Source organism: Chryseobacterium sp. ZHDP1 (assembly GCF_018603435.1).
GTDB lineage: Bacteria > Bacteroidota > Bacteroidia > Flavobacteriales > Weeksellaceae > Chryseobacterium > Chryseobacterium indicum.
The window spans coordinates 4,850,704-4,868,356 of sequence record NZ_CP075682.1 but is presented as its reverse complement, the minus strand read 5'-3'; the positions used below and the strand labels follow the sequence as shown (position 1 = coordinate 4,868,356).

Sequence of the window (17,653 nt, the reverse complement as noted above, 5' to 3'; positions counted from 1 at the left end):
AACAAATAATAAAGACTTTGACGTAATCCGTTGAAGTCTTTTTTTGTTTCATCCATTTTAAAATTCAACTGCAATGTTCAGTAAAAAGATAAAAATAAAAACCATTTCCAAAAAAACACTCGGAGATCTTCAGACTCCGATGAATATCTATCTGCAGATTCGCGACAAATTCAGGGATACTATTCTTCTGGAAAGCTCAGATTCTAAAAATATTGATAATAATTTTTCCTTTATTGCCATCAATGCGATTGCCGGAATTGAAATTAAAAATTTAAATGATTTTGAAATAAAGCTTCCGGGACAGGAACCTGTAAAACAATTTATCATTGAAAATAAAATTGAAGATGTTTTTCAGAATTTCTCAGATCTTTTCGAATGCGAAAAAACGGCAGATCCTATAGAACAGACGGCACAAAGTCTTTTCGGATATACCAGTTTCGAGGCGGTTCAGTTTTTTGAAAATATTCAGTTCAAAGCACAGAGTCCCGAAGTTGAAATCCCGATTCTTCGGTACCGATTATATCAATATGTTATTGCCATCAATCATTACAATGATGAAATGCATATTATTGAAAATCAGATGGAAGGTGTAAAATCTGAATTTTACCTGCTGGAAAGCTTAATCAAGAATCTAAATTCCGTAATTTATCCTTTCGAAAAAGAAGGAGCAGAAACTTCTAATATTACGGATGAAGAATATATTGAACTCGTAAAAACAGCTCAGAAACACTGCATGAGAGGCGATGTCTTTCAATTGGTTTTAAGCAGAAGATTTCAGCAGAAATTTAAAGGAGATGAATTCAATGTCTACCGTGCATTAAGAAACATCAATCCTTCCCCTTATTTATTTTTCTTCGATTATGGCAATTACAAACTCTTCGGTTCAAGCCCTGAAAGCCAGTTAATCATCAAAAACAACAAAGCCGTTATTCATCCGATTGCCGGAACATTCAAAAGAACAGGACATTTTGAAACCGATCTCCAGTCTATCGAGACTTTAAAAAACGATGAAAAAGAAAATGCAGAACACACCATGCTTGTGGATCTTGCAAGGAATGATCTTGGAAAACTCGGAAAAAACGTAACGGTAACCAAATTAAAGGAAATACAGCTTTTCTCCCACGTTATCCACATGGTAAGCGAAGTGACGGCAGATCTACAGGAAAATGTAAATCCTTTCGAAATGGTGGCAACAACTTTTCCGCAGGGAACTTTAAGCGGAGCCCCGAAACACAGAGCGTTGCAGTTAATTAACCAATATGAAAAAGATTCCAGAGGATATTATGGCGGATGCATCGGAATGATTGGTTTGAACGCAGACTGCAATCAGGCAATTATGATCCGTACTTTTTTAAGCAAAAACAATACGCTGTATTATCAGGCAGGAGCCGGACTTGTGGCAAAATCAAACCCCGAAAGTGAGCTTCAGGAAGTAAACAATAAACTGAATGCCCTGAAAAAAGCAGTGGAAAAAGCGGAGAAATTAGTCGAAAATTATTAAAATTAAAAAAATGAGCAATACTATAAAACAAACAAAAGTTCTCGTATTCGATAACTACGACAGCTTTACCTACAATCTGGTTCAGATCATCGAGAGAGTTTTGGATACCAAAGTAGATGTGGTAAAGAATGACCAGATCAGTCTGGAAGAAATCGATCAGTACGATAAAATCGTACTTTCACCCGGTCCCGGAATTCCGGAAGAAGCCGGAATTTTACTGGATCTGATCAAAGAATACGCTCCTACAAAAAGTATTTTAGGCGTTTGCCTTGGTCAGCAGGCAATTGCAGAAGCTTTTGGAGGAAGTTTAACCAATCTTTCCGAAATCTTTCACGGAGTGGCAACTTCCGCAGATTTCGTAAAAGAAGACACCAAAATTTTTAAAAATCTATCCAGCGGAATCGAAGTCGGAAGATACCACAGCTGGGTTGTTAACCGCGAAGATTTACCGGAAGAACTGGAAATTACCGCAGTAGACAAAGATGGAATGATTATGGCGTTACAGCACAAAAAATATGATGTTCATGGCGTACAGTTTCATCCGGAAAGCATTCTTACTCCACAGGGAGAAATCATCATTAAAAACTTTCTACTCAATTGAAAACAATACAGATTCCCTCAACCATAAAACCTCCACAAATGAAAGAGATCCTGCAATACCTTTTTAATCATCATACCTTGTCCAAATCTGAGGCAAAGGCGATTATGATTGAGATTGCCCAGAATAAATTCAATGCAACCGAAGTTACGGCTTTTATAAGTGTTTTCCTCATGCGAAATATCACACTTAAAGAGCTCGAAGGCTTTCGTGAAGCCCTTCTGCAAATGGCAGTTCCCGTAAACATCGATTCCGGAGATGCCATTGATATTGTAGGAACGGGCGGTGACGGAAAAAACACCATCAATATTTCAACTTTATCAAGTTTTGTAGTCGCAGGAGCGGGACAGAAAGTAACGAAACACGGAAATTACGGAGCTTCCACCATCACCGGATCTTCCAATGTACTGGAAGAACTGGGCTATGAATTCAAAAACAGTTCGGAAAAACTTCAGGAAGATCTTGAAAAAGCCAACATCTGCTTTTTACATGCCCCCTATTTTCATCCGGCACTTCAATCGGTTGGTGCGTTGCGAAGAGCTTTAGGTCTAAGAACTTTTTTCAACCTTCTCGGTCCGCTTGTAAATCCTGCAAAACCTCAGTTTTCCATGATCGGCGTTTACAATCTGGAAATTGCCAGAATTTACCAGTATCTTTTGCAGAAGGACAACTGTGATTTTATCCTTGTTCATGGGATGGACGGCTACGACGAGATCAGCCTTACCCACGACAGTAAAATTATTACCAAAAAAGGAGAAGAAGTGTATTCCACAGAAGATCTTGGTTTTGATTCTATCACGCATGAAAGCATAAAAGCAGGCGAAACACCCCAAGAAACGGCAAAAATTTTCAGAAATATTCTTCAGGGAAAAGGAACGGAACAACAGAATGCCGTTGTATTGGCAAATGCAGCAGTTGCCCTTTATCACACCGATAAATTCGGAAGTTATGAAGATTGCCTTTTGATGGCGAAAGAAAGTTTACTTGGAGGAAAAGCATTAAGAAGTCTGCAACTTCTTTTGGAATAATGAAATTGATTATGAATATTTTAGATAAAATCATACAAAGAAAAAAAGAAGAAATTTCCTTCTCGAAATCGAACACTTCAGTCTCAGCATTGAAGGAATCTGAATTTTTCGGAAGAGAAAATTTTTCACTGAAAGAAAGCTTAAAAAAGAGAAGCGGAATCATTGCCGAATTCAAAAGACAGTCACCCTCAAAAGGAATTATTAATGATAGAGTTTCACCTTTAGAAGTGGTTTCCGCATATGAACAATTTGGAGCGAGCGGAATCTCTATTTTAACGGATCGGGATTTTTTCGGAGGAAGTTCTGAGGATATTCTGAGTGTAAGAAATTCTGTAAATATTCCGATTTTGCGAAAAGATTTCATGATTGATGAATATCAGTTTTATGAAGCCAAAAGCATCGGTGCCGATGTTATTTTGCTGATTGCAGCCTGTCTTTCACCACAACAGGTTTCAGAATTTACGGAGCTTTCTCATGAGTTGGGATTGGAAGTTTTACTGGAAATCCATACCGAAGAAGAGTTGAAACACATCCACAAAAACATTGATCTTGTGGGAATTAACAACAGAAACTTGAAAGATTTTAAAGTAGATCTGCAACATTCCGTTAATTTGAAAAATCAGCTTCCGAAAGATATTCTGTCTGTTGCCGAAAGCGGAATTTACAACGAAGAAGATTTCAGATACTTAAAAAATGAAGGTTTCGACGGATTTCTGATGGGCGAATATTTTATGAAACATGAAAATCCCGGAAAAAAATTAGCTGAATTTATTTCGAATACAGGAATTTAAAAATCAGATTATGAAATCAACAGACAACAATCTATTGACGAATAAAACCGCTCCGAAGCTAAAAGTTTGCGGATTAACCCAATCTGATCAGATTCAAAAGTTAATATCTTTACAGACAGACTTTCTTGGTTTTATCTTTTATGAAAAATCGCTCAGGTATGTTTTGAAACATTTGAATCCGGAACAGATTTCAGCAATTGAACACTCTGGAAAAGTCGGTGTTTTTGTGAATGAAAATTTAGAAAAGATAATTGAAACAGCAGAAAAAGCTAAACTGAATTTCATACAGCTTCACGGCGATGAAGATGAAAATTTTATTACAGAATTAAGAAAAAAATTAAATTCTGAAATCAAAATCATCAAAGTAATCCGAATCGGAAATCAAAACTCTGATGAGCTTCAGAAAACAATCAATCAATATGCGCAAACAAACGATTATATTCTTTTCGATACCGATTCAAAAACATTTGGAGGAACAGGAAAGACCTTCGACTGGAATCTGTTAAACAACATTGAAATTCCCTTTCCCTATTTTTTAAGTGGCGGAATTTCAGAAGAAAATACAGAAAACATAAGCATTTTAAAACAAAAGCCTTTTGCTCTGGACATCAATTCGAGGTTTGAAACAGAACCCGGAGTTAAAAACATCAATCAGATAAAAATATTTAAAGAAAAACTGATCTGATCATAAATTAAAACACAAAATTTGTTTAAACTCATTTTAAAATTAACCGCAAAAGACAAAAGACTTATTGAATTAATATAAAGCATTTCAAAAGTCTGCAAAGAAAAAAAATCTTTGATTTTTTTAAACTTATGTGCTCTTTTTTCCATTTAAGTAGTAAACTTAAACAACTAAGGTGTTTAAATCTTTTGTGGTAAAAAAGTTTAAACAAGCTTACAATAAAAAAACAAAAAGCATTGAAAAAATATTATTCGAGAAAACTGAAGCTTTTAAAATTTAAGAAATTAAATCTTGAAGAGATCGGAAAATCCGTTCACAGAGTCCTGTTTTCTCAAAAATTTGAAAATGAAAAAGTAGAAAGACTGCATGATTTTGTCTCTGAAAATGACAGCAATACAGAATATTGGTACATCGGAGGATTATTAAGTGATTTCATCGAAATCATTAAAAATTTTCACAAAGAAGATGTCGAATATTTCTTTAAAACCATTCATTTCTGGGACAGCTATCATTTGGTGGTGATTGCCGATAAATTGCTCGACAGCAACGTAAAAGCCAGTGTGAAATATGATTTCGGAATCGTTTACTGTAAAATTTTCTGCCTGTATGAGAAATTCGATTCTTATTATCTTGTTGATAATCTTGAAATTGCGATTACCATGTACAACTCGAAATTAGATTTAGATATTTTAATAGATTTAACTGCAAAACTGCATCTGCTGCATCAGAACAAACAGATCAGCAAACAGCAGTTTGATTATAACCTTTCACTGATAAATACATTACAAAATGAATTATAGAAACCCCGACGAACACGGATATTATGGAGAATTCGGAGGCGCTTTCATCCCGGAAATGCTCTACCCGAACGTAGAGGAACTGCAAAAAAACTATCTTGACATTATTGAATCTGAAGATTTTCAACAGGAATATCAGGATTTGTTAAAAAATTACGTAGGACGTGCAACACCACTGTATTTTGCGAAAAATTTAAGCCGGAAATACAACACCAAAATTTACTTAAAAAGAGAAGATCTCAACCACACCGGAGCGCATAAAATCAATAACGCTTTAGGACAGGTTTTGTTGGCAAAACGTCTCGGAAAAAACAGAATCATTGCCGAAACCGGAGCCGGACAGCACGGCGTTGCCACCGCTACAGCCTGCGCGCTTCTGGGACTGGAATGCATCGTTTACATGGGCGAAGTCGATATCCAGAGACAGGCTCCCAATGTCGCAAGAATGAAAATGCTCGGCGCAAAAGTCGTTCCCGCAACTTCAGGTTCCAAAACCCTGAAAGACGCTGTAAATGAAGCCTTAAGAGACTGGATCAACAATCCCGTGACCACTCATTACGTGATCGGAAGTGTGGTCGGTCCGCATCCTTTTCCGGATCTTGTGGCGAGATTTCAGAGTGTGATTTCAAAAGAAATAAAAGAACAGCTTCTGGAACAGACCGGAAAAGAAAATCCAGATTACATCATTGCCTGCGTTGGCGGCGGAAGCAATGCAGCAGGCGCTTTTTACCATTTTGTAAACGAAAAAGACGTGAAAATTATCGCTGCTGAAGCAGGAGGTTTCGGTGTAGAATCCGGAAAATCTGCCGCAACGACTTTTCTGGGAACTTTAGGCATTCTTCACGGAAGCAAAAGTCTCGTGATGCAGACCAATGACGGACAGGTTATCGAGCCCCACTCCATTTCCGCAGGGCTGGATTATCCCGGAATCGGACCTTTTCACGCGAATTTGTTCAGGGAACAAAGAGCAGAATTTTTCAGCATCAACGACGATGAAGCCCTGAAATCAGCGTTCGAACTCACCAAACTCGAAGGCATCATTCCCGCTCTGGAAAGCTCTCACGCGCTCGCAGTTTTCGACAAAAAGAAATTCAACGAAGACGATATTGTGGTCATTTGTCTCAGCGGTCGCGGAGATAAAGACATGGAAACGTATTTGAAACATTTGTAAAATAATTCGGGCGATAATTTCCGTCTTCCACTCCCGCTTTTTTGTTCCGCTTTGCTGCACAAAAAGAGCTCCGTTCAAGCCGGATCGCATCGTCAACATCAAAAATAATTTTTGTCATTACGAAGAACTGATGAACTTACACTTTATTTAACCATAAAAGTCATAAAAGATAAACTAAATGATTAGTGTTTATCAATAAAAAGATCTCAACAGCTTTCAAAAAATCTTTGATTTTTTACACTTTTGAAAACTAATGTTATCAACCTTATCTTTATAAATATCTTTTGCACCTTTTGCGGTTAAACTAAAAAACCATTTTAAGCAGACTTTACGAAATGACACCATTAAAAAGAATTTTTAAATGAAAAAACTAAATATATACTTCACCGCAGGAATTCCCGAACTGGAAAATACTGCTGAAATCATACAATTAATTCAGGATTCCGGCGCAGAGATGATTGAAATCGGGATGCCTTATTCCGATCCTGTTGCAGACGGTCCCGTTATTCAGCAGGCTCATGAATTAGCCCTGAAAAACGGAATGACCATCGAAAAACTGTTCTCACAATTGAAATCCATTAAAAACGAAATAAAAATCCCTTTAATTTTAATGGGCTACATCAATCCAGTGCTGCGTTTCGGATTTGAAGAATTCTGTGCAGCATGTTCGGAAAGTGGAGTTTCAGGATTAATTATTCCCGATCTCCCTCCCATCGAATTTGAGAAAAATTATCAGAAAGTTTTAACAAAATACCATCTGAATTTCACCTTTCTTGTGACTCCCGAAACTTCGGACGAAAGAATTTTATACCTCGATTCCTTAAGTTCCGGATTTTTGTATGCGGTAAGTTCGTCTTCAACCACCGGAAACGATCAGGCTGTTCTCAAAAACGAAGAATATCTTTCAAGATTAGCTTCACTTCCTTTGAAAAATCCGGTGATGATCGGTTTCGGAATCAAATCAAAAGAAGACTTCGAAAATGTAACCGAAAAAGCGGATGGCGGAATCATTGGAACTGCTTTCGTCAACATTTTACTTCAAAATAGAGACTGGAAGACCAAAGCTATAGATTTCATCCATTCCATCAAAGCCTAAAAATCACTAAATTTGTGTATTCAAAAAATGATATGAATACAATTCAGAATAAAGTAGTAGAATTTGAAGACTTAGGAACGCGGGAATATCAGTCGGCGTGGGATTATCAGGAATCTCTGATGAAAAACATCATAGATCTGAAAATTAAAAACCGCGATCTTCCTGCGGAACAGCACAGCAAAACGCCCAATCATTTTCTTCTTGTAGAACATCCTCATGTGTATACGCTGGGAAAAAGCGGACATGAAGAAAATATGCTTGCCGGAATTGATAAGCTGAAAGAAATCGATGCCACTTTCGTAAAGGTAAACCGCGGAGGAGATATTACGTATCACGGTTACGGACAGATTGTAGGCTATCCTATTTTAGACCTTGAAAATTTCTTCACGGATATTCATAAATACATGAGAAATCTGGAAGAAGTCATCATCAGAACCATTGCCGAATACGGATTGAAAGGGGAACGATCTCCCGGAGAAACCGGAGTCTGGCTGGATGTGGGAAAACCTTATGCAAGAAAGATCTGTGCAATGGGCGTAAAAGCTTCACGCTGGGTAACTTTACACGGATTCGCTTTAAATGTAAATACGGATATGCGTTATTTTGAATACATTATTCCGTGCGGCATTAAAGACAAGCAGGTAACTTCCTTAAAAAGAGAACTGGAAAGAGAACTCTCTCCTGAAGAAATGGAAGACATTAAAGCGAAAATAAGAAAGCATTTTACGGAGGTTTTCGAAGCAGAACTTATTGCTAAGTAATTTTTACTAAATAACATTTCCCTGCATATTGCGATGTGCAGGGATTTTTAATTAAAAAAACAATATTAGACGTACGTTCGGCGTTCCGTAGGAACGCTATCTTTAGAAAATTCATTAAGAATTACAGATATCAATCCTACGGATTGATTGATGAACTGATTATTATTTCTACGCAGATTCTTCTCCTAAAAGAGCAATGACTTTTACTATAAACAACTTAAATAACCTGAATTCGGGATAAGAAATAAATTTAAACAATTGATTTATAGTATTGTATTGATTTATCGCAAAGGAAAACAAAAGATTTTTCTACTTATTGAAAGTTTGCAAGCTAAACAAAGGCACTCCGTTTATTAAAAAAAGACAAAAATGGTATTACTTTGATAAGTTTTACGCCTTTGTATATCTTAAAAGCTGAATTCCTGATAATTGAATCTCTTTGTTTAACCTTGCGGTTAAGAAGACTTATCCCGAACTCAGGTTAAATAGAAAAACAGAAAGATTTCAGCCGAAACTTATTATCAATTTTGCCTAACCTAACCTTGATTGTAATATTCGCATCACACTGAAGTTCAGTAAGAGTGATAAAACATGATCAATTTATGCCCTATTAATTTCATCGAACTCACGTTAAATACTTTCGCCCAATTTAATTTTTCCAGTATTCATCGGTAATCTGAATGCCTGATAAAATTTCTTAAAAATTTTGAATTTTATATTCAATTTTTTATTACTTTTAAAATCACAACGCAGTGAACTATAGATAAAAAACTGCATATCATTAACCACAAAAATTAAAACTATGAAAAAATTTCTGCTATCCGCAATGGCATTTGTGATGGTACTTTCCTCCAATGCCTGTTCAGATTCCAGTGCCAATCAGGATCCGAATCTTGTTGTAAAGGAAACCAATGAAAATGCCATGAGAGACTTTGGCAGCACTATTCCGGTAGGGATCCAGAAGGAAGGCAATATCCTGAAAGTTTCTTTCATCATTTCTGCGCAGTTCTATGAAATTAAAGACAGCAAAGAAAATGAAGCCTTCATCTCAATGATTCAATCAGCGGTCGAAAATGAAACTCCGGTTCATGTTTTCCTGAAAAAAAATTCCAACGAAATTGCCAAAGTTGAAAAAGCAACCGATGAAGATGTTACTTACTTCAAATCTATCTTCACCAAAGAAACTCAAAGTGAAACCAGCAAAGCAGTAAGTGTAATTCCGAATCAGGCGACTCTGAACAATCTTTTCACACAGATCAAAAATCAGTCCTGCGGAACTTCTACAGCTTCTTCACCATGTATCACGTTTAGATATGCAGTGGACGGATGTTATGCAAGAGCTCATAAAATGAGACAAATTCTTCTGAATGCAGGTTATGACTGCGAAAAACAATTCGTCTACGGAAACCTGAAAGCTTCTACAGGAACATGCTGTGTTTCGTGGGGATATCACGTAGCCATCTTGGTAAGCTTTAAAAATGCTTCCGGTGTGGTGGAGAAAAGAATTATAGATCCTTCCCTTTTCGCCTCCGGTCCTGTAACCGATGTTACATGGAGAAATGCCTGCGTAAATACAAGCTGCGGTTCTGCTTCTGTTTCGTCTTATGCCAATACGGCAGGAAATGTATATTACAGAAGTCCGTCCGGTTCGTTGCTTTATGACAACAATTATATAAACACGAATTGTGTACTGACAACATTTTCAACATTGTCCGGATGCTCTCCTGTTCCGGCTCCAAGTGTAGCAAGCTGCGGATTCTAACAAATCTTTATATAGCTCCTGCAATTATTTGTTATTTTGCAGGAGCTTTTTAAAATCATATTTTCATGAAATTCTTAACCTATACTCTCTTCATAATAATGATGGTCATTTCCTGCTCCGGCAATCAGAGTTCACAAAACCTTACATGGTACAATAATTCGGTGATTACCGATATTACAGATGATCCAGATCGACCACAGGAATTTGCCCGTGTTTCCATAGGAATCAGCGCGCAGGTTTTCTATCTTTCAAAAAAATCTCAGGATTATACCCATCTTATCGAAAAGGCAACTTTAAGTCTTAAGACAAGTAAAAAATATGATATTGGCATTGAAAATAAAACAAATATTATCAGACAGATCAAAGACGTAAAATAATCTTTTCATCACATTATCATTTAATTACAGATATTCCGGCATCAATTCTCAGTTCCGCTCCGTGAATATAAGATGCTTCATCGGAAGCAAGAAAAAGTACTGCTTTTGCAATTTCCGAAGGTTCTCCCTGTCTTTTAAAAGGAATGGCAGGAATAATATGTTGTACGGCTTCATCAATCTGTTCTGAATTTAAACCCGTATTATTAAAAATATTGGTTTTGATATGTCCCGGACTGATTCCATTCACTCGGATTCCTTTAGTCGTCAATTCAGTTGCGAAAGTTTTAATAAAAGATTGAACTGCCGCTTTTGCCGCAGAATATACTGAAAAATTGGACATCCCGAATTCTTTGACAAAAGAAGTATTAAACACAACCGAACTCCCCTCTTTCATTAAAGGAAGCATCTGCTGAACTGTAAAAAAGCTGCCTTTTACCAACATATTGAAAAGCTCATCAAAATGATGTTCATCCACATTTTCAATCGAAGCAAATCTTCCGTATCCTGCATTTGCAAATACCAGATCGATATGTTCCGTTAATTTTTCAGCTTCATTTCTAAGATTCATCAGGTCGCTTATTTTTCCGGCATCCGAAACAATTCCGAAAGCATTTTTGCCTAGCTTTTTTACGGCATTTTTTACATTTTCTTCACTTCTTCCGGTGATGATTGCCTTTCCGCCTTCTTCTATAAACTGTTGTGCTGTTGCGAATCCCATTCCGTTGGTTCCGCCTGTAATCAGAGCGGTTTTGTTTTTAAATCTCTGCATTGTTTTTGGTTTAAAATTCTTCAGCAAAAATGGAAAGTTCAGTCTTCAGAAAAAATCCGATTCCTGCGATGTTTTAAGAAGGTTTTAAAAATTTTTAAATTAAATTTAACAAAATTAAATTGTGTACAATTTAATTTGGCAATATTTTTGCATCATAGTATTCAAATTAAAAAATTAACAAAATGTCATTAATAGAAGATTTAAACTGGAGACATGCTGTAAAAGCATATGATCCAACAAAAAAAGTATCAGAAGAAGATTTAAATAAAATTTTAGAAGCCGCAAGACTTGCTCCTACTTCTTCCGGATTACAGCCTTTCCGTGTGATCGTAGTGGAAAATCAGGAATTAAAAGAAAAAATGGTTCAGGGTGCGTTGAATCCTGAAGTGATGAGAGATTCTTCTCATGTTTTGGTTTTCGCGGCATGGGACAGCTATTCCGATGAGAAAATCGATAAAGTGTACGATCATCACACCGATGTAAGAGATTTGCCGAGAGGAAGGTTTTCAAGCTATACCGATAAAATTAAAGAAATCTACGGTGCGCAGACTCCCGAAGAACATTTCGCGCATACCGCAAGACAAACATATATTGCTTTAGGACTTGCCATGGCTCAGGCTGCGGAACTTAAAGTAGACAGCACTCCTGCAGAAGGTTTCAGCAATGAAGTGGTGGATGAAATTTTGGGCTTGAGAGATTTAGGCTTAAAAAGTGTGAGTTTATTGTATTTAGGATACAGAGACGAGAAAAACGACTGGCTGTCGCACATGAAAAAAGTAAGAATTCCAATGGAAGAATTCATCATCAAAAAATAAAACCTCTTCATTTTTCAGAAATCATGGAAAATCCCGAATTTTTAAAATTAGAAAACCAGCTCTGCTTTCCTTTATATGTCATTGCCAAAGAAATTACAGGGCTTTACCGTCCTTTTCTTGATGAGCTGGATATTACCTATCCGCAGTATCTTGTGATGATGGTGCTTTGGGAACATGACGGACTTCCGGTAAACAGCATCGGCGAAAAGCTGTATCTGGACAGCGGAACGCTTACACCGCTTCTTAAAAGACTTGAAAATAAAGGATTTATCGAAAGAAAAAGGAAAAAAGAAGATGAACGTGTGGTGGAAGTTTTCATCACAGAATCCGGTAGAAATTTACAGGAAAAAGCCTGCAGAATTCCGGAAAAATTATTTCAGAAAATCGGAGCATCGCCAGAAGACTGGAAAGCTCTGAAAGAAAATGTTCAAAAAATATTAACTAAAATAGAAAAATAAATGAAAATTTTGTATACAACAAAAGTAACTGCAACAGGAGGAAGAAACGGACACGTAAAAAGCGAAAACGGAGTTCTTGATCTGGACGTAAAAATGCCTAAAGCTTTAGGCGGAGCCAATGATGATTTCACCAACCCTGAAATGCTTTTCGCGGCAGGATATTCCGCATGTTTCGACAGCGCACTAAATAGAGTAATTTCTTTGTCTAAAGCAAAAACCGGAGAAACTACGGTAACGGCGGAAGTAAGCATCGGACAATTGGAAAACGGTGGTTTCGGATTAGCGGTTCAGCTTGATGTAAATATTCCTGAAGTTTCTATTGAGGAAGCACAGGCTTTAACAGAAAAAGCGCACCAAATCTGTCCGTACTCTAATGCGACAAGAAATAATATCGAAGTAAAACTTTCAGTTACGAACAACTAATTCAGCGTTTTACGGTATAAATATCAGAATCTGTTTCTTTGGAAGCAGATTTTTTTTGTTTAGCTGCATGAGAAACTTTAAACAGAAATTTGTTTCATCCGAAAAACGTTTATATGTTTGTTGTAAACTTCAAACATAGATAAAAAGTTTGTTTAAACTCATTTTAAATTTAACCGCAAAAAGTACACAAAAGACTTTATTGGATTTATTCAAGATATTTCAAAAGTCTGCAAAGAGAAAAAATCTTTGGATTTTTTTAAACTTATGTGCTCTTTTTTCCATTTAAGTATTAAACTTAAACGACTAAAGTGTTACAATCTTTTGCATCTTTTGCGGTAAAAAAGTTTAAACAGAATTTCTTTAAAAACCCTCATCATTTGAAAAATCTTTTCACCTTATTCATCACAATTTTTAGCTGTTTTCAGTTGTATGCTCAACATACGTATGTTTTTTTCGGTTCTTTTAACTGGGAAAAAGAAACGGAGGGAATTTATGTGTATGAATTGAACATGGAAAAAGGAAAACTATCGAAAATTGCTTCTGTTTCGGGGATTTCAAATCCGTCTTTTCTCGCTTTGTCACCGGACGGAAAATATCTTTTTGCGTGTACGGAAAGCAAAACAAAGAACGGCGGAAGTGTAAGCAGTTTTGAATTTAATCCTGATAAAAAATCTTTACAGTTCATCAGTAAACAAAGCAGCGGTGGTGAAAATCCGGTTTATCTTACAGTTCATCCCAGCGGAAAATGGCTCGTTAACGGAAATTATACGGAAGGAAGCGTTTCTGTTTACCCGATTTCAGGTAACGGAACTCTTGAGCCTTTTTTGCAGAACATACAGTTTTCGGAAGGAAGTGTAAATCCCGACAGACAGGATCGTGCGCACATCCACTCCACTGTTTTTTCTCCGGATTCTGATTATCTATTTCTGCCTGATCTCGGAGCGGATAAAATTCGCGCCTATCGTTTTAACAATGAAAAAAATACACCTTTGCAGGAAGCTGAAATTCCTTTTATAAAAACAACTTTAGGAGCGGGACCGAGACATTTTACTTTTCATCCAAATGGAAAATTCGCGTACTGTATTGAAGAAATGGGCGGTGCAGTCAGTGTTTATGCTTACAAAAACGGAAACCTGAAACCGCTTCAGAGGATTTTTACCCATCCCGAAACCTATAAAGGAGATTTTGAAAGTTCTGATGTTCATCTTTCGCCGGACGGAAAGTTTTTGTACGCTTCCAACCGCGGAAAAGAAAATAATATTGCTATTTTTTCAATTCAGGACGACGGAAGCCTGAAAACAATCGGTTATCAGTCTGTAAAAGGGAAACATCCGAGAACATTTAATCTCGATCCAAGCGGACAATTTTTAATCACCGCCAATACGGCAACGAATAATGTCACAGTTTTTAAAAGAAATCCTGAAACCGGTTTGCTGAAAAAAGCCGGAAGAAAAATTAAGATCAGAAATGTTTCGAATGTGCAGATCAGAAGATATTGATCATAACAAAAAAACTCTGTAAATTTAGATAACAACAAAATTTAAAAACTAATGAACCAGAATAACTTATACGTTCAATATCATAATGCTGATAAACTGAGATGTTTTCCAACTGAAAAGACAGATTTTAATTCTTTAATCTCAGAAATTACTCTTAATGATGATATAAAAGAACATGATTCTTGGATTTATACCAAAAAGAAGACAGCTAAAAAAGCAACTAATGGAATTTGTTTTCTAATTGTAGGAAAAACTGAAAATAAAATTAAAAATTATTATTTATGGAGTTGCTTTAAAATCGAAGATTATGAAGAAAATTTAGACAAAATAATTGTTATCGGAACAGGTCAAGATTTAAAAAAACCAATTTTGCTCAATAATCTTCCTGATTTTATAAGCTTCAAAAAATTTTGCGGAAATTTTGGAATCGGATTTCAAAATATTACTAACAATGATTTCTCACTAAAATTATTTTCATACGTCAAGGACAACAAAGGAATTTTTTCTCAAGTCAATCAGAAGATATCTCTTTATAAAGAAATTAGAGAATTAAACAATAAAATGCTTTTTATTAATCCAGAAAGAAAAGTACAGGAAATTGATAAAATATTACGAAAAGATAAAAAAATAGTAGAATCATTAAAAAAACTTGTTGATTATAAGTGTCAATTTCCAGAATGTAATTCAACTATTCCTACCGAAAAAGGAGTGAATTATGTTGAAGTTGCTCATATAAAACCGGTTTTTAAAGGTGGGAAAAGTATTTTAGGAAACTTAATTGTTTTTTGTCCTAATCATCACAAAGAATTTGATTTGGGAATAAAAGAAATTCTGGAGGATAATACAGAAATAATTTCAGGAATTTTAAATGGTAAAAATTTTAAAATCGATTTACATAAAAATTATACTTATAAGGTAGAATAATATCAGTAAAATTACCTCATCCCAGAATCGCTCTTCTTAAAAGCATCTACTTTCTGATAAGAATCGTTTTTCTCTTTTTCTTTTTTGTCTGAAATTAAAATTCCGAAAAGATGATCGATTTCGTGCTGGAAAATAACGGCTGTAAAACCTTCCACAATTTCTGAATATTTCTGACCTTTTAAATCGACATATTCAAGCTGAATGACTTTGCTTCGGTAGAACTGATCTCTGAAATCGGGAATCGAAAGATCGCCTTCGGGACCTAAATTCTGTAATTCTGATCTCCAGACAATGACAGGATTGATGAAATATTCCAACGGTTCACCTTTTTTATCAAAACGCTGAACCCAGATTACTTTTCTGTTGATTCCAACCTGTGGTGCGGCAATTCCCACTCCGCCATCGGTGGAAAGTAAAGATTCTTTCATTCTGCTGACCAAAACTGCCGTGTTTTTATCCAACGGATCGATTTCTGCGGAAAGGCTTAATAACGTCTTGTGCTGATTTTCGTCTGTAGTCTGATAAATCGGCAACGCAGAATTTTTATCTCCCTGATTAATAATGGAAATTTCGCTTGGTGTCAGTTTTTGAGCGTTCATCAAACCGATGAAAAGGATGAAAAGAAGGGATATTTTTTTCATTTTTCTGAATGTTTTGCAAAGATAAAAATTGCAGGCTAAGTTTTGTCTGTTTTGGTTAAAGCCTATTTGAATATTGATAAAAAAGCAATGAAAAATATGCAGACCTCATTGTCTTTTAAACGACTCATTGTCATTCCGACGAAGGAAGAATCTGCTTGAAATTTCTTACACCTTTAATCTAAATAAAAACACAGCTTTTTACTTTTAACTTTTTACCTGGCTCTTTCTCAGTACGTTTTCGCCATATCACTGGGAATGATCAGATTAAAATCGGTGGGAATATAGTCTTTTTCAGGAACTTTTAATTCAGGATCATCTGATTCAAAAACAGAAATCACCGCCATTTTCAGGTTCGGATTTTTTTGTTTAATGTACCAGTAAATTCCGCCAAATTCCTTGCTGTGATAGTTTCCGTTGTAATGGATGAATGTTTTTCCGGATTGCAGATTTTTCAGGATAGATTCTGCCATAGTCGCATCTTTTATTGCCTGAGCGGAAATAAAATTCATCACTTTGGTTCCGTCTGCGTGATCGCCCATCATCGCTTTCATTTCAGGATAACCCGGTGTTTCAAGCGTTACTTTTATGGGAAGTTGTGCGATGTAGTTTTTTTCTTTTTCAGATAAATTATTCAGAGATTCCAGACCTTCTTTGGCGGTTTGAGATGCGTATTTTCTAGGAATATTGGTTGCGATGAAATTCAGTTTTTTTGCTTTGGCAAAATCAACCAAAGGTTTATAATCGGTCGTGAAATTATTCCAGAGTCTTGCGGAATCTTTCAGTGTTTTCGCGTCTATTTTCCCGTTGAGATATTGATTCAGTTGCGGTTGATTGTCTCTTTCGAACATTTCAGCACCTAAAATAAGCTGTCCGTTTTTCTGAGTATACAAACCTTCCGTCACTTTAAGCTGTAACCAGTGGTTGATGGAATTATTATGATTTTCACCAAAGAAAACCACGTCGTAATCAGCCAGTTGTCTGATGAGTTTTTCGGGCTTTACTGATTTTCCTTTTTTGTCGTAAAACTGATAGGCTTTAAATGGCTGTGCCTGAAATGAACAGAAAACAGTAAGAAAAAAGGCGGTGAGAAGGTTTTTCATTTTAATTTGTTTTTTTGACGAGAATGGCTTTACAAATATCACGATATAATTTTAATTTTCTGTTGTTTTTTTAAACACGAATGACACAAATGGTTTCACGAATATCACGATATAACTTTAATTTTTTAATGATCCATTGTTTATTTTAACGCGAAGCTTTTTTAAACACTAATCACACAAATGGTTTCACGAATGACACAAGGTAACGTTGATTTATTTTAACGCAAAGTAGATATTTTAAGGTAAATATTTAAAGTAAGCAAAGTTATCCAGATTTCATCTGTTATTAAGCGAACGTTTTATGATTGCATTTGGCAATGTCTTAGCTGAGTGGCTCGTTCTATCATTTGCTGAACGAAGTGCCTTTGCGAACAAAAAAATATCCTCAATAAGCTAAAAACAAAACTTAGCGATCCTTGCGTTAAAATAAATCAACGTTACCTTGTGTCATTCGTGT

The 17,653-nt window shown here is 35.9% G+C and carries 19 protein-coding genes; 16 read left to right on the top strand and 3 right to left on the bottom strand.

Annotation, left to right across the window (positions count from 1 at the left end; all coding sequences use genetic code 11):
• Positions 1–73 precede the first annotated feature (73 nt).
• The 11 genes from KKI44_RS22435 to KKI44_RS22385 all read left to right on the top strand — a co-directional run bounded on the left by KKI44_RS22435 (position 74) and on the right by KKI44_RS22385 (position 10,567).
• Positions 74–1,501 carry an anthranilate synthase component I family protein gene (locus KKI44_RS22435; RefSeq protein WP_214589221.1) on the top strand — a complete coding sequence of 476 codons (1,428 nt, stop codon included), beginning with the start codon at positions 74–76 and terminating at the stop codon, positions 1,499–1,501.
• A 10-nt stretch (positions 1,502–1,511) separates the two neighbouring features.
• Positions 1,512–2,102, top strand: a complete 591-nt coding sequence (locus KKI44_RS22430; RefSeq protein ID WP_108411658.1) for an anthranilate synthase component II — start codon at positions 1,512–1,514, stop codon at positions 2,100–2,102.
• Between the two features lie 38 nt (positions 2,103–2,140).
• Positions 2,141–3,127 (top strand): anthranilate phosphoribosyltransferase, encoded by a 987-nt coding sequence (gene trpD / locus KKI44_RS22425; RefSeq protein ID WP_214591206.1) that lies wholly within the window; start codon positions 2,141–2,143, stop codon positions 3,125–3,127.
• Positions 3,128–3,138: 11 nt separating this feature from the next.
• The gene (gene trpC / locus KKI44_RS22420; RefSeq protein ID WP_214589220.1) at positions 3,139–3,918 is read left to right on the top strand and encodes an indole-3-glycerol phosphate synthase TrpC; all 780 of its coding nucleotides are present in this window, start codon (positions 3,139–3,141) and stop codon (positions 3,916–3,918) included.
• A 10-nt stretch (positions 3,919–3,928) separates the two neighbouring features.
• On the top strand, positions 3,929–4,603 hold the full coding sequence (locus tag KKI44_RS22415) for a phosphoribosylanthranilate isomerase (RefSeq protein WP_214589219.1): 675 nt from the start codon (positions 3,929–3,931) through the stop codon (positions 4,601–4,603).
• Between the two features lie 236 nt (positions 4,604–4,839).
• On the top strand, positions 4,840–5,403 hold the full coding sequence (locus KKI44_RS22410) for a hypothetical protein (RefSeq protein WP_214589218.1): 564 nt from the start codon (positions 4,840–4,842) through the stop codon (positions 5,401–5,403).
• Positions 5,393–6,571 (top strand): tryptophan synthase subunit beta, encoded by a 1,179-nt coding sequence (trpB, locus tag KKI44_RS22405; RefSeq protein ID WP_214589217.1) that lies wholly within the window; start codon positions 5,393–5,395, stop codon positions 6,569–6,571. The genes KKI44_RS22410 and trpB overlap by 11 nt, the downstream gene beginning before the upstream one ends.
• Before the next feature lie 361 nt (positions 6,572–6,932).
• A complete protein-coding gene (gene trpA, locus KKI44_RS22400) occupies positions 6,933–7,667 on the top strand; it encodes a tryptophan synthase subunit alpha (protein ID WP_214589216.1) in 735 nt (244 codons plus the stop codon).
• Between the two features lie 32 nt (positions 7,668–7,699).
• Entirely contained in the window at positions 7,700–8,428 is a 729-nt protein-coding gene (gene lipB, locus KKI44_RS22395; protein WP_214589215.1) for a lipoyl(octanoyl) transferase LipB, read from the top strand.
• Between the two features lie 802 nt (positions 8,429–9,230).
• Entirely contained in the window at positions 9,231–10,190 is a 960-nt protein-coding gene (locus KKI44_RS22390) for a protein-glutamine glutaminase (protein WP_214589214.1), read from the top strand.
• 65 nt (positions 10,191–10,255) lie between these two features.
• Positions 10,256–10,567, top strand: coding sequence for a hypothetical protein (locus KKI44_RS22385; protein WP_214589213.1), 312 nt, complete (start codon positions 10,256–10,258; stop codon positions 10,565–10,567).
• 16 nt (positions 10,568–10,583) lie between these two features.
• Here the strand turns inward: KKI44_RS22385 and KKI44_RS22380 are convergent, their stop codons facing one another.
• Positions 10,584–11,336, bottom strand: coding sequence for an SDR family oxidoreductase (locus tag KKI44_RS22380; protein ID WP_214589212.1), 753 nt, complete (start codon positions 11,334–11,336; stop codon positions 10,584–10,586).
• Between the two features lie 182 nt (positions 11,337–11,518).
• Here KKI44_RS22380 and KKI44_RS22375 point away from each other — a divergent pair, with 182 nt between their 5' ends.
• The 5 genes from KKI44_RS22375 (at position 11,519) to KKI44_RS22355 (ending at position 15,455) form a co-directional block, all read left to right on the top strand.
• A complete protein-coding gene (locus KKI44_RS22375) occupies positions 11,519–12,151 on the top strand; it encodes an NAD(P)H-dependent oxidoreductase (RefSeq protein ID WP_087711009.1) in 633 nt (210 codons plus the stop codon).
• Positions 12,152–12,174: 23 nt separating this feature from the next.
• Positions 12,175–12,609, top strand: a complete 435-nt coding sequence (locus KKI44_RS22370; protein WP_214589211.1) for a MarR family winged helix-turn-helix transcriptional regulator — start codon at positions 12,175–12,177, stop codon at positions 12,607–12,609.
• Entirely contained in the window at positions 12,610–13,032 is a 423-nt protein-coding gene (locus KKI44_RS22365; protein WP_214589210.1) for an organic hydroperoxide resistance protein, read from the top strand.
• Between the two features lie 377 nt (positions 13,033–13,409).
• Positions 13,410–14,531, top strand: coding sequence for a lactonase family protein (locus KKI44_RS22360; protein ID WP_214589209.1), 1,122 nt, complete (start codon positions 13,410–13,412; stop codon positions 14,529–14,531).
• 51 nt (positions 14,532–14,582) lie between these two features.
• Complete coding sequence (locus tag KKI44_RS22355) at positions 14,583–15,455, top strand: hypothetical protein (RefSeq protein WP_214589208.1); 873 nt, start codon at positions 14,583–14,585, stop codon at positions 15,453–15,455.
• Between the two features lie 11 nt (positions 15,456–15,466).
• On the opposite strand, the gene KKI44_RS22350 is transcribed toward KKI44_RS22355, so the two are convergent.
• Both KKI44_RS22350 and KKI44_RS22345 read right to left on the bottom strand, forming a co-directional pair.
• Complete coding sequence (locus KKI44_RS22350) at positions 15,467–16,096, bottom strand: peptide deformylase (RefSeq protein WP_087711015.1); 630 nt, start codon at positions 16,094–16,096, stop codon at positions 15,467–15,469.
• 227 nt (positions 16,097–16,323) lie between these two features.
• Positions 16,324–17,196, bottom strand: a complete 873-nt coding sequence (locus KKI44_RS22345; protein WP_214589207.1) for a ChaN family lipoprotein — start codon at positions 17,194–17,196, stop codon at positions 16,324–16,326.
• Positions 17,197–17,653: the final 457 nt, after the last annotated feature.

Coding starts and splice junctions, on each gene's coding strand:
- KKI44_RS22435 (WP_214589221.1), top strand. CDS start 74: ATGTTCAGTAAAAAGATAAAAATAAAAACCATTTCCAAAAAAACACTC.
- KKI44_RS22430 (WP_108411658.1), top strand. CDS start 1,512: ATGAGCAATACTATAAAACAAACAAAAGTTCTCGTATTCGATAACTAC.
- trpD (WP_214591206.1), top strand. CDS start 2,141: ATGAAAGAGATCCTGCAATACCTTTTTAATCATCATACCTTGTCCAAA.
- trpC (WP_214589220.1), top strand. CDS start 3,139: ATGAATATTTTAGATAAAATCATACAAAGAAAAAAAGAAGAAATTTCC.
- KKI44_RS22415 (WP_214589219.1), top strand. CDS start 3,929: ATGAAATCAACAGACAACAATCTATTGACGAATAAAACCGCTCCGAAG.
- trpB (WP_214589217.1), top strand. CDS start 5,393: ATGAATTATAGAAACCCCGACGAACACGGATATTATGGAGAATTCGGA.
- trpA (WP_214589216.1), top strand. CDS start 6,933: ATGAAAAAACTAAATATATACTTCACCGCAGGAATTCCCGAACTGGAA.
- lipB (WP_214589215.1), top strand. CDS start 7,700: ATGAATACAATTCAGAATAAAGTAGTAGAATTTGAAGACTTAGGAACG.
- KKI44_RS22390 (WP_214589214.1), top strand. CDS start 9,231: ATGAAAAAATTTCTGCTATCCGCAATGGCATTTGTGATGGTACTTTCC.
- KKI44_RS22385 (WP_214589213.1), top strand. CDS start 10,256: ATGAAATTCTTAACCTATACTCTCTTCATAATAATGATGGTCATTTCC.
- KKI44_RS22380 (WP_214589212.1), bottom strand. CDS start 11,336: ATGCAGAGATTTAAAAACAAAACCGCTCTGATTACAGGCGGAACCAAC.
- KKI44_RS22375 (WP_087711009.1), top strand. CDS start 11,519: ATGTCATTAATAGAAGATTTAAACTGGAGACATGCTGTAAAAGCATAT.
- KKI44_RS22370 (WP_214589211.1), top strand. CDS start 12,175: ATGGAAAATCCCGAATTTTTAAAATTAGAAAACCAGCTCTGCTTTCCT.
- KKI44_RS22365 (WP_214589210.1), top strand. CDS start 12,610: ATGAAAATTTTGTATACAACAAAAGTAACTGCAACAGGAGGAAGAAAC.
- KKI44_RS22355 (WP_214589208.1), top strand. CDS start 14,583: ATGAACCAGAATAACTTATACGTTCAATATCATAATGCTGATAAACTG.
- KKI44_RS22350 (WP_087711015.1), bottom strand. CDS start 16,096: ATGAAAAAAATATCCCTTCTTTTCATCCTTTTCATCGGTTTGATGAAC.
- KKI44_RS22345 (WP_214589207.1), bottom strand. CDS start 17,196: ATGAAAAACCTTCTCACCGCCTTTTTTCTTACTGTTTTCTGTTCATTT.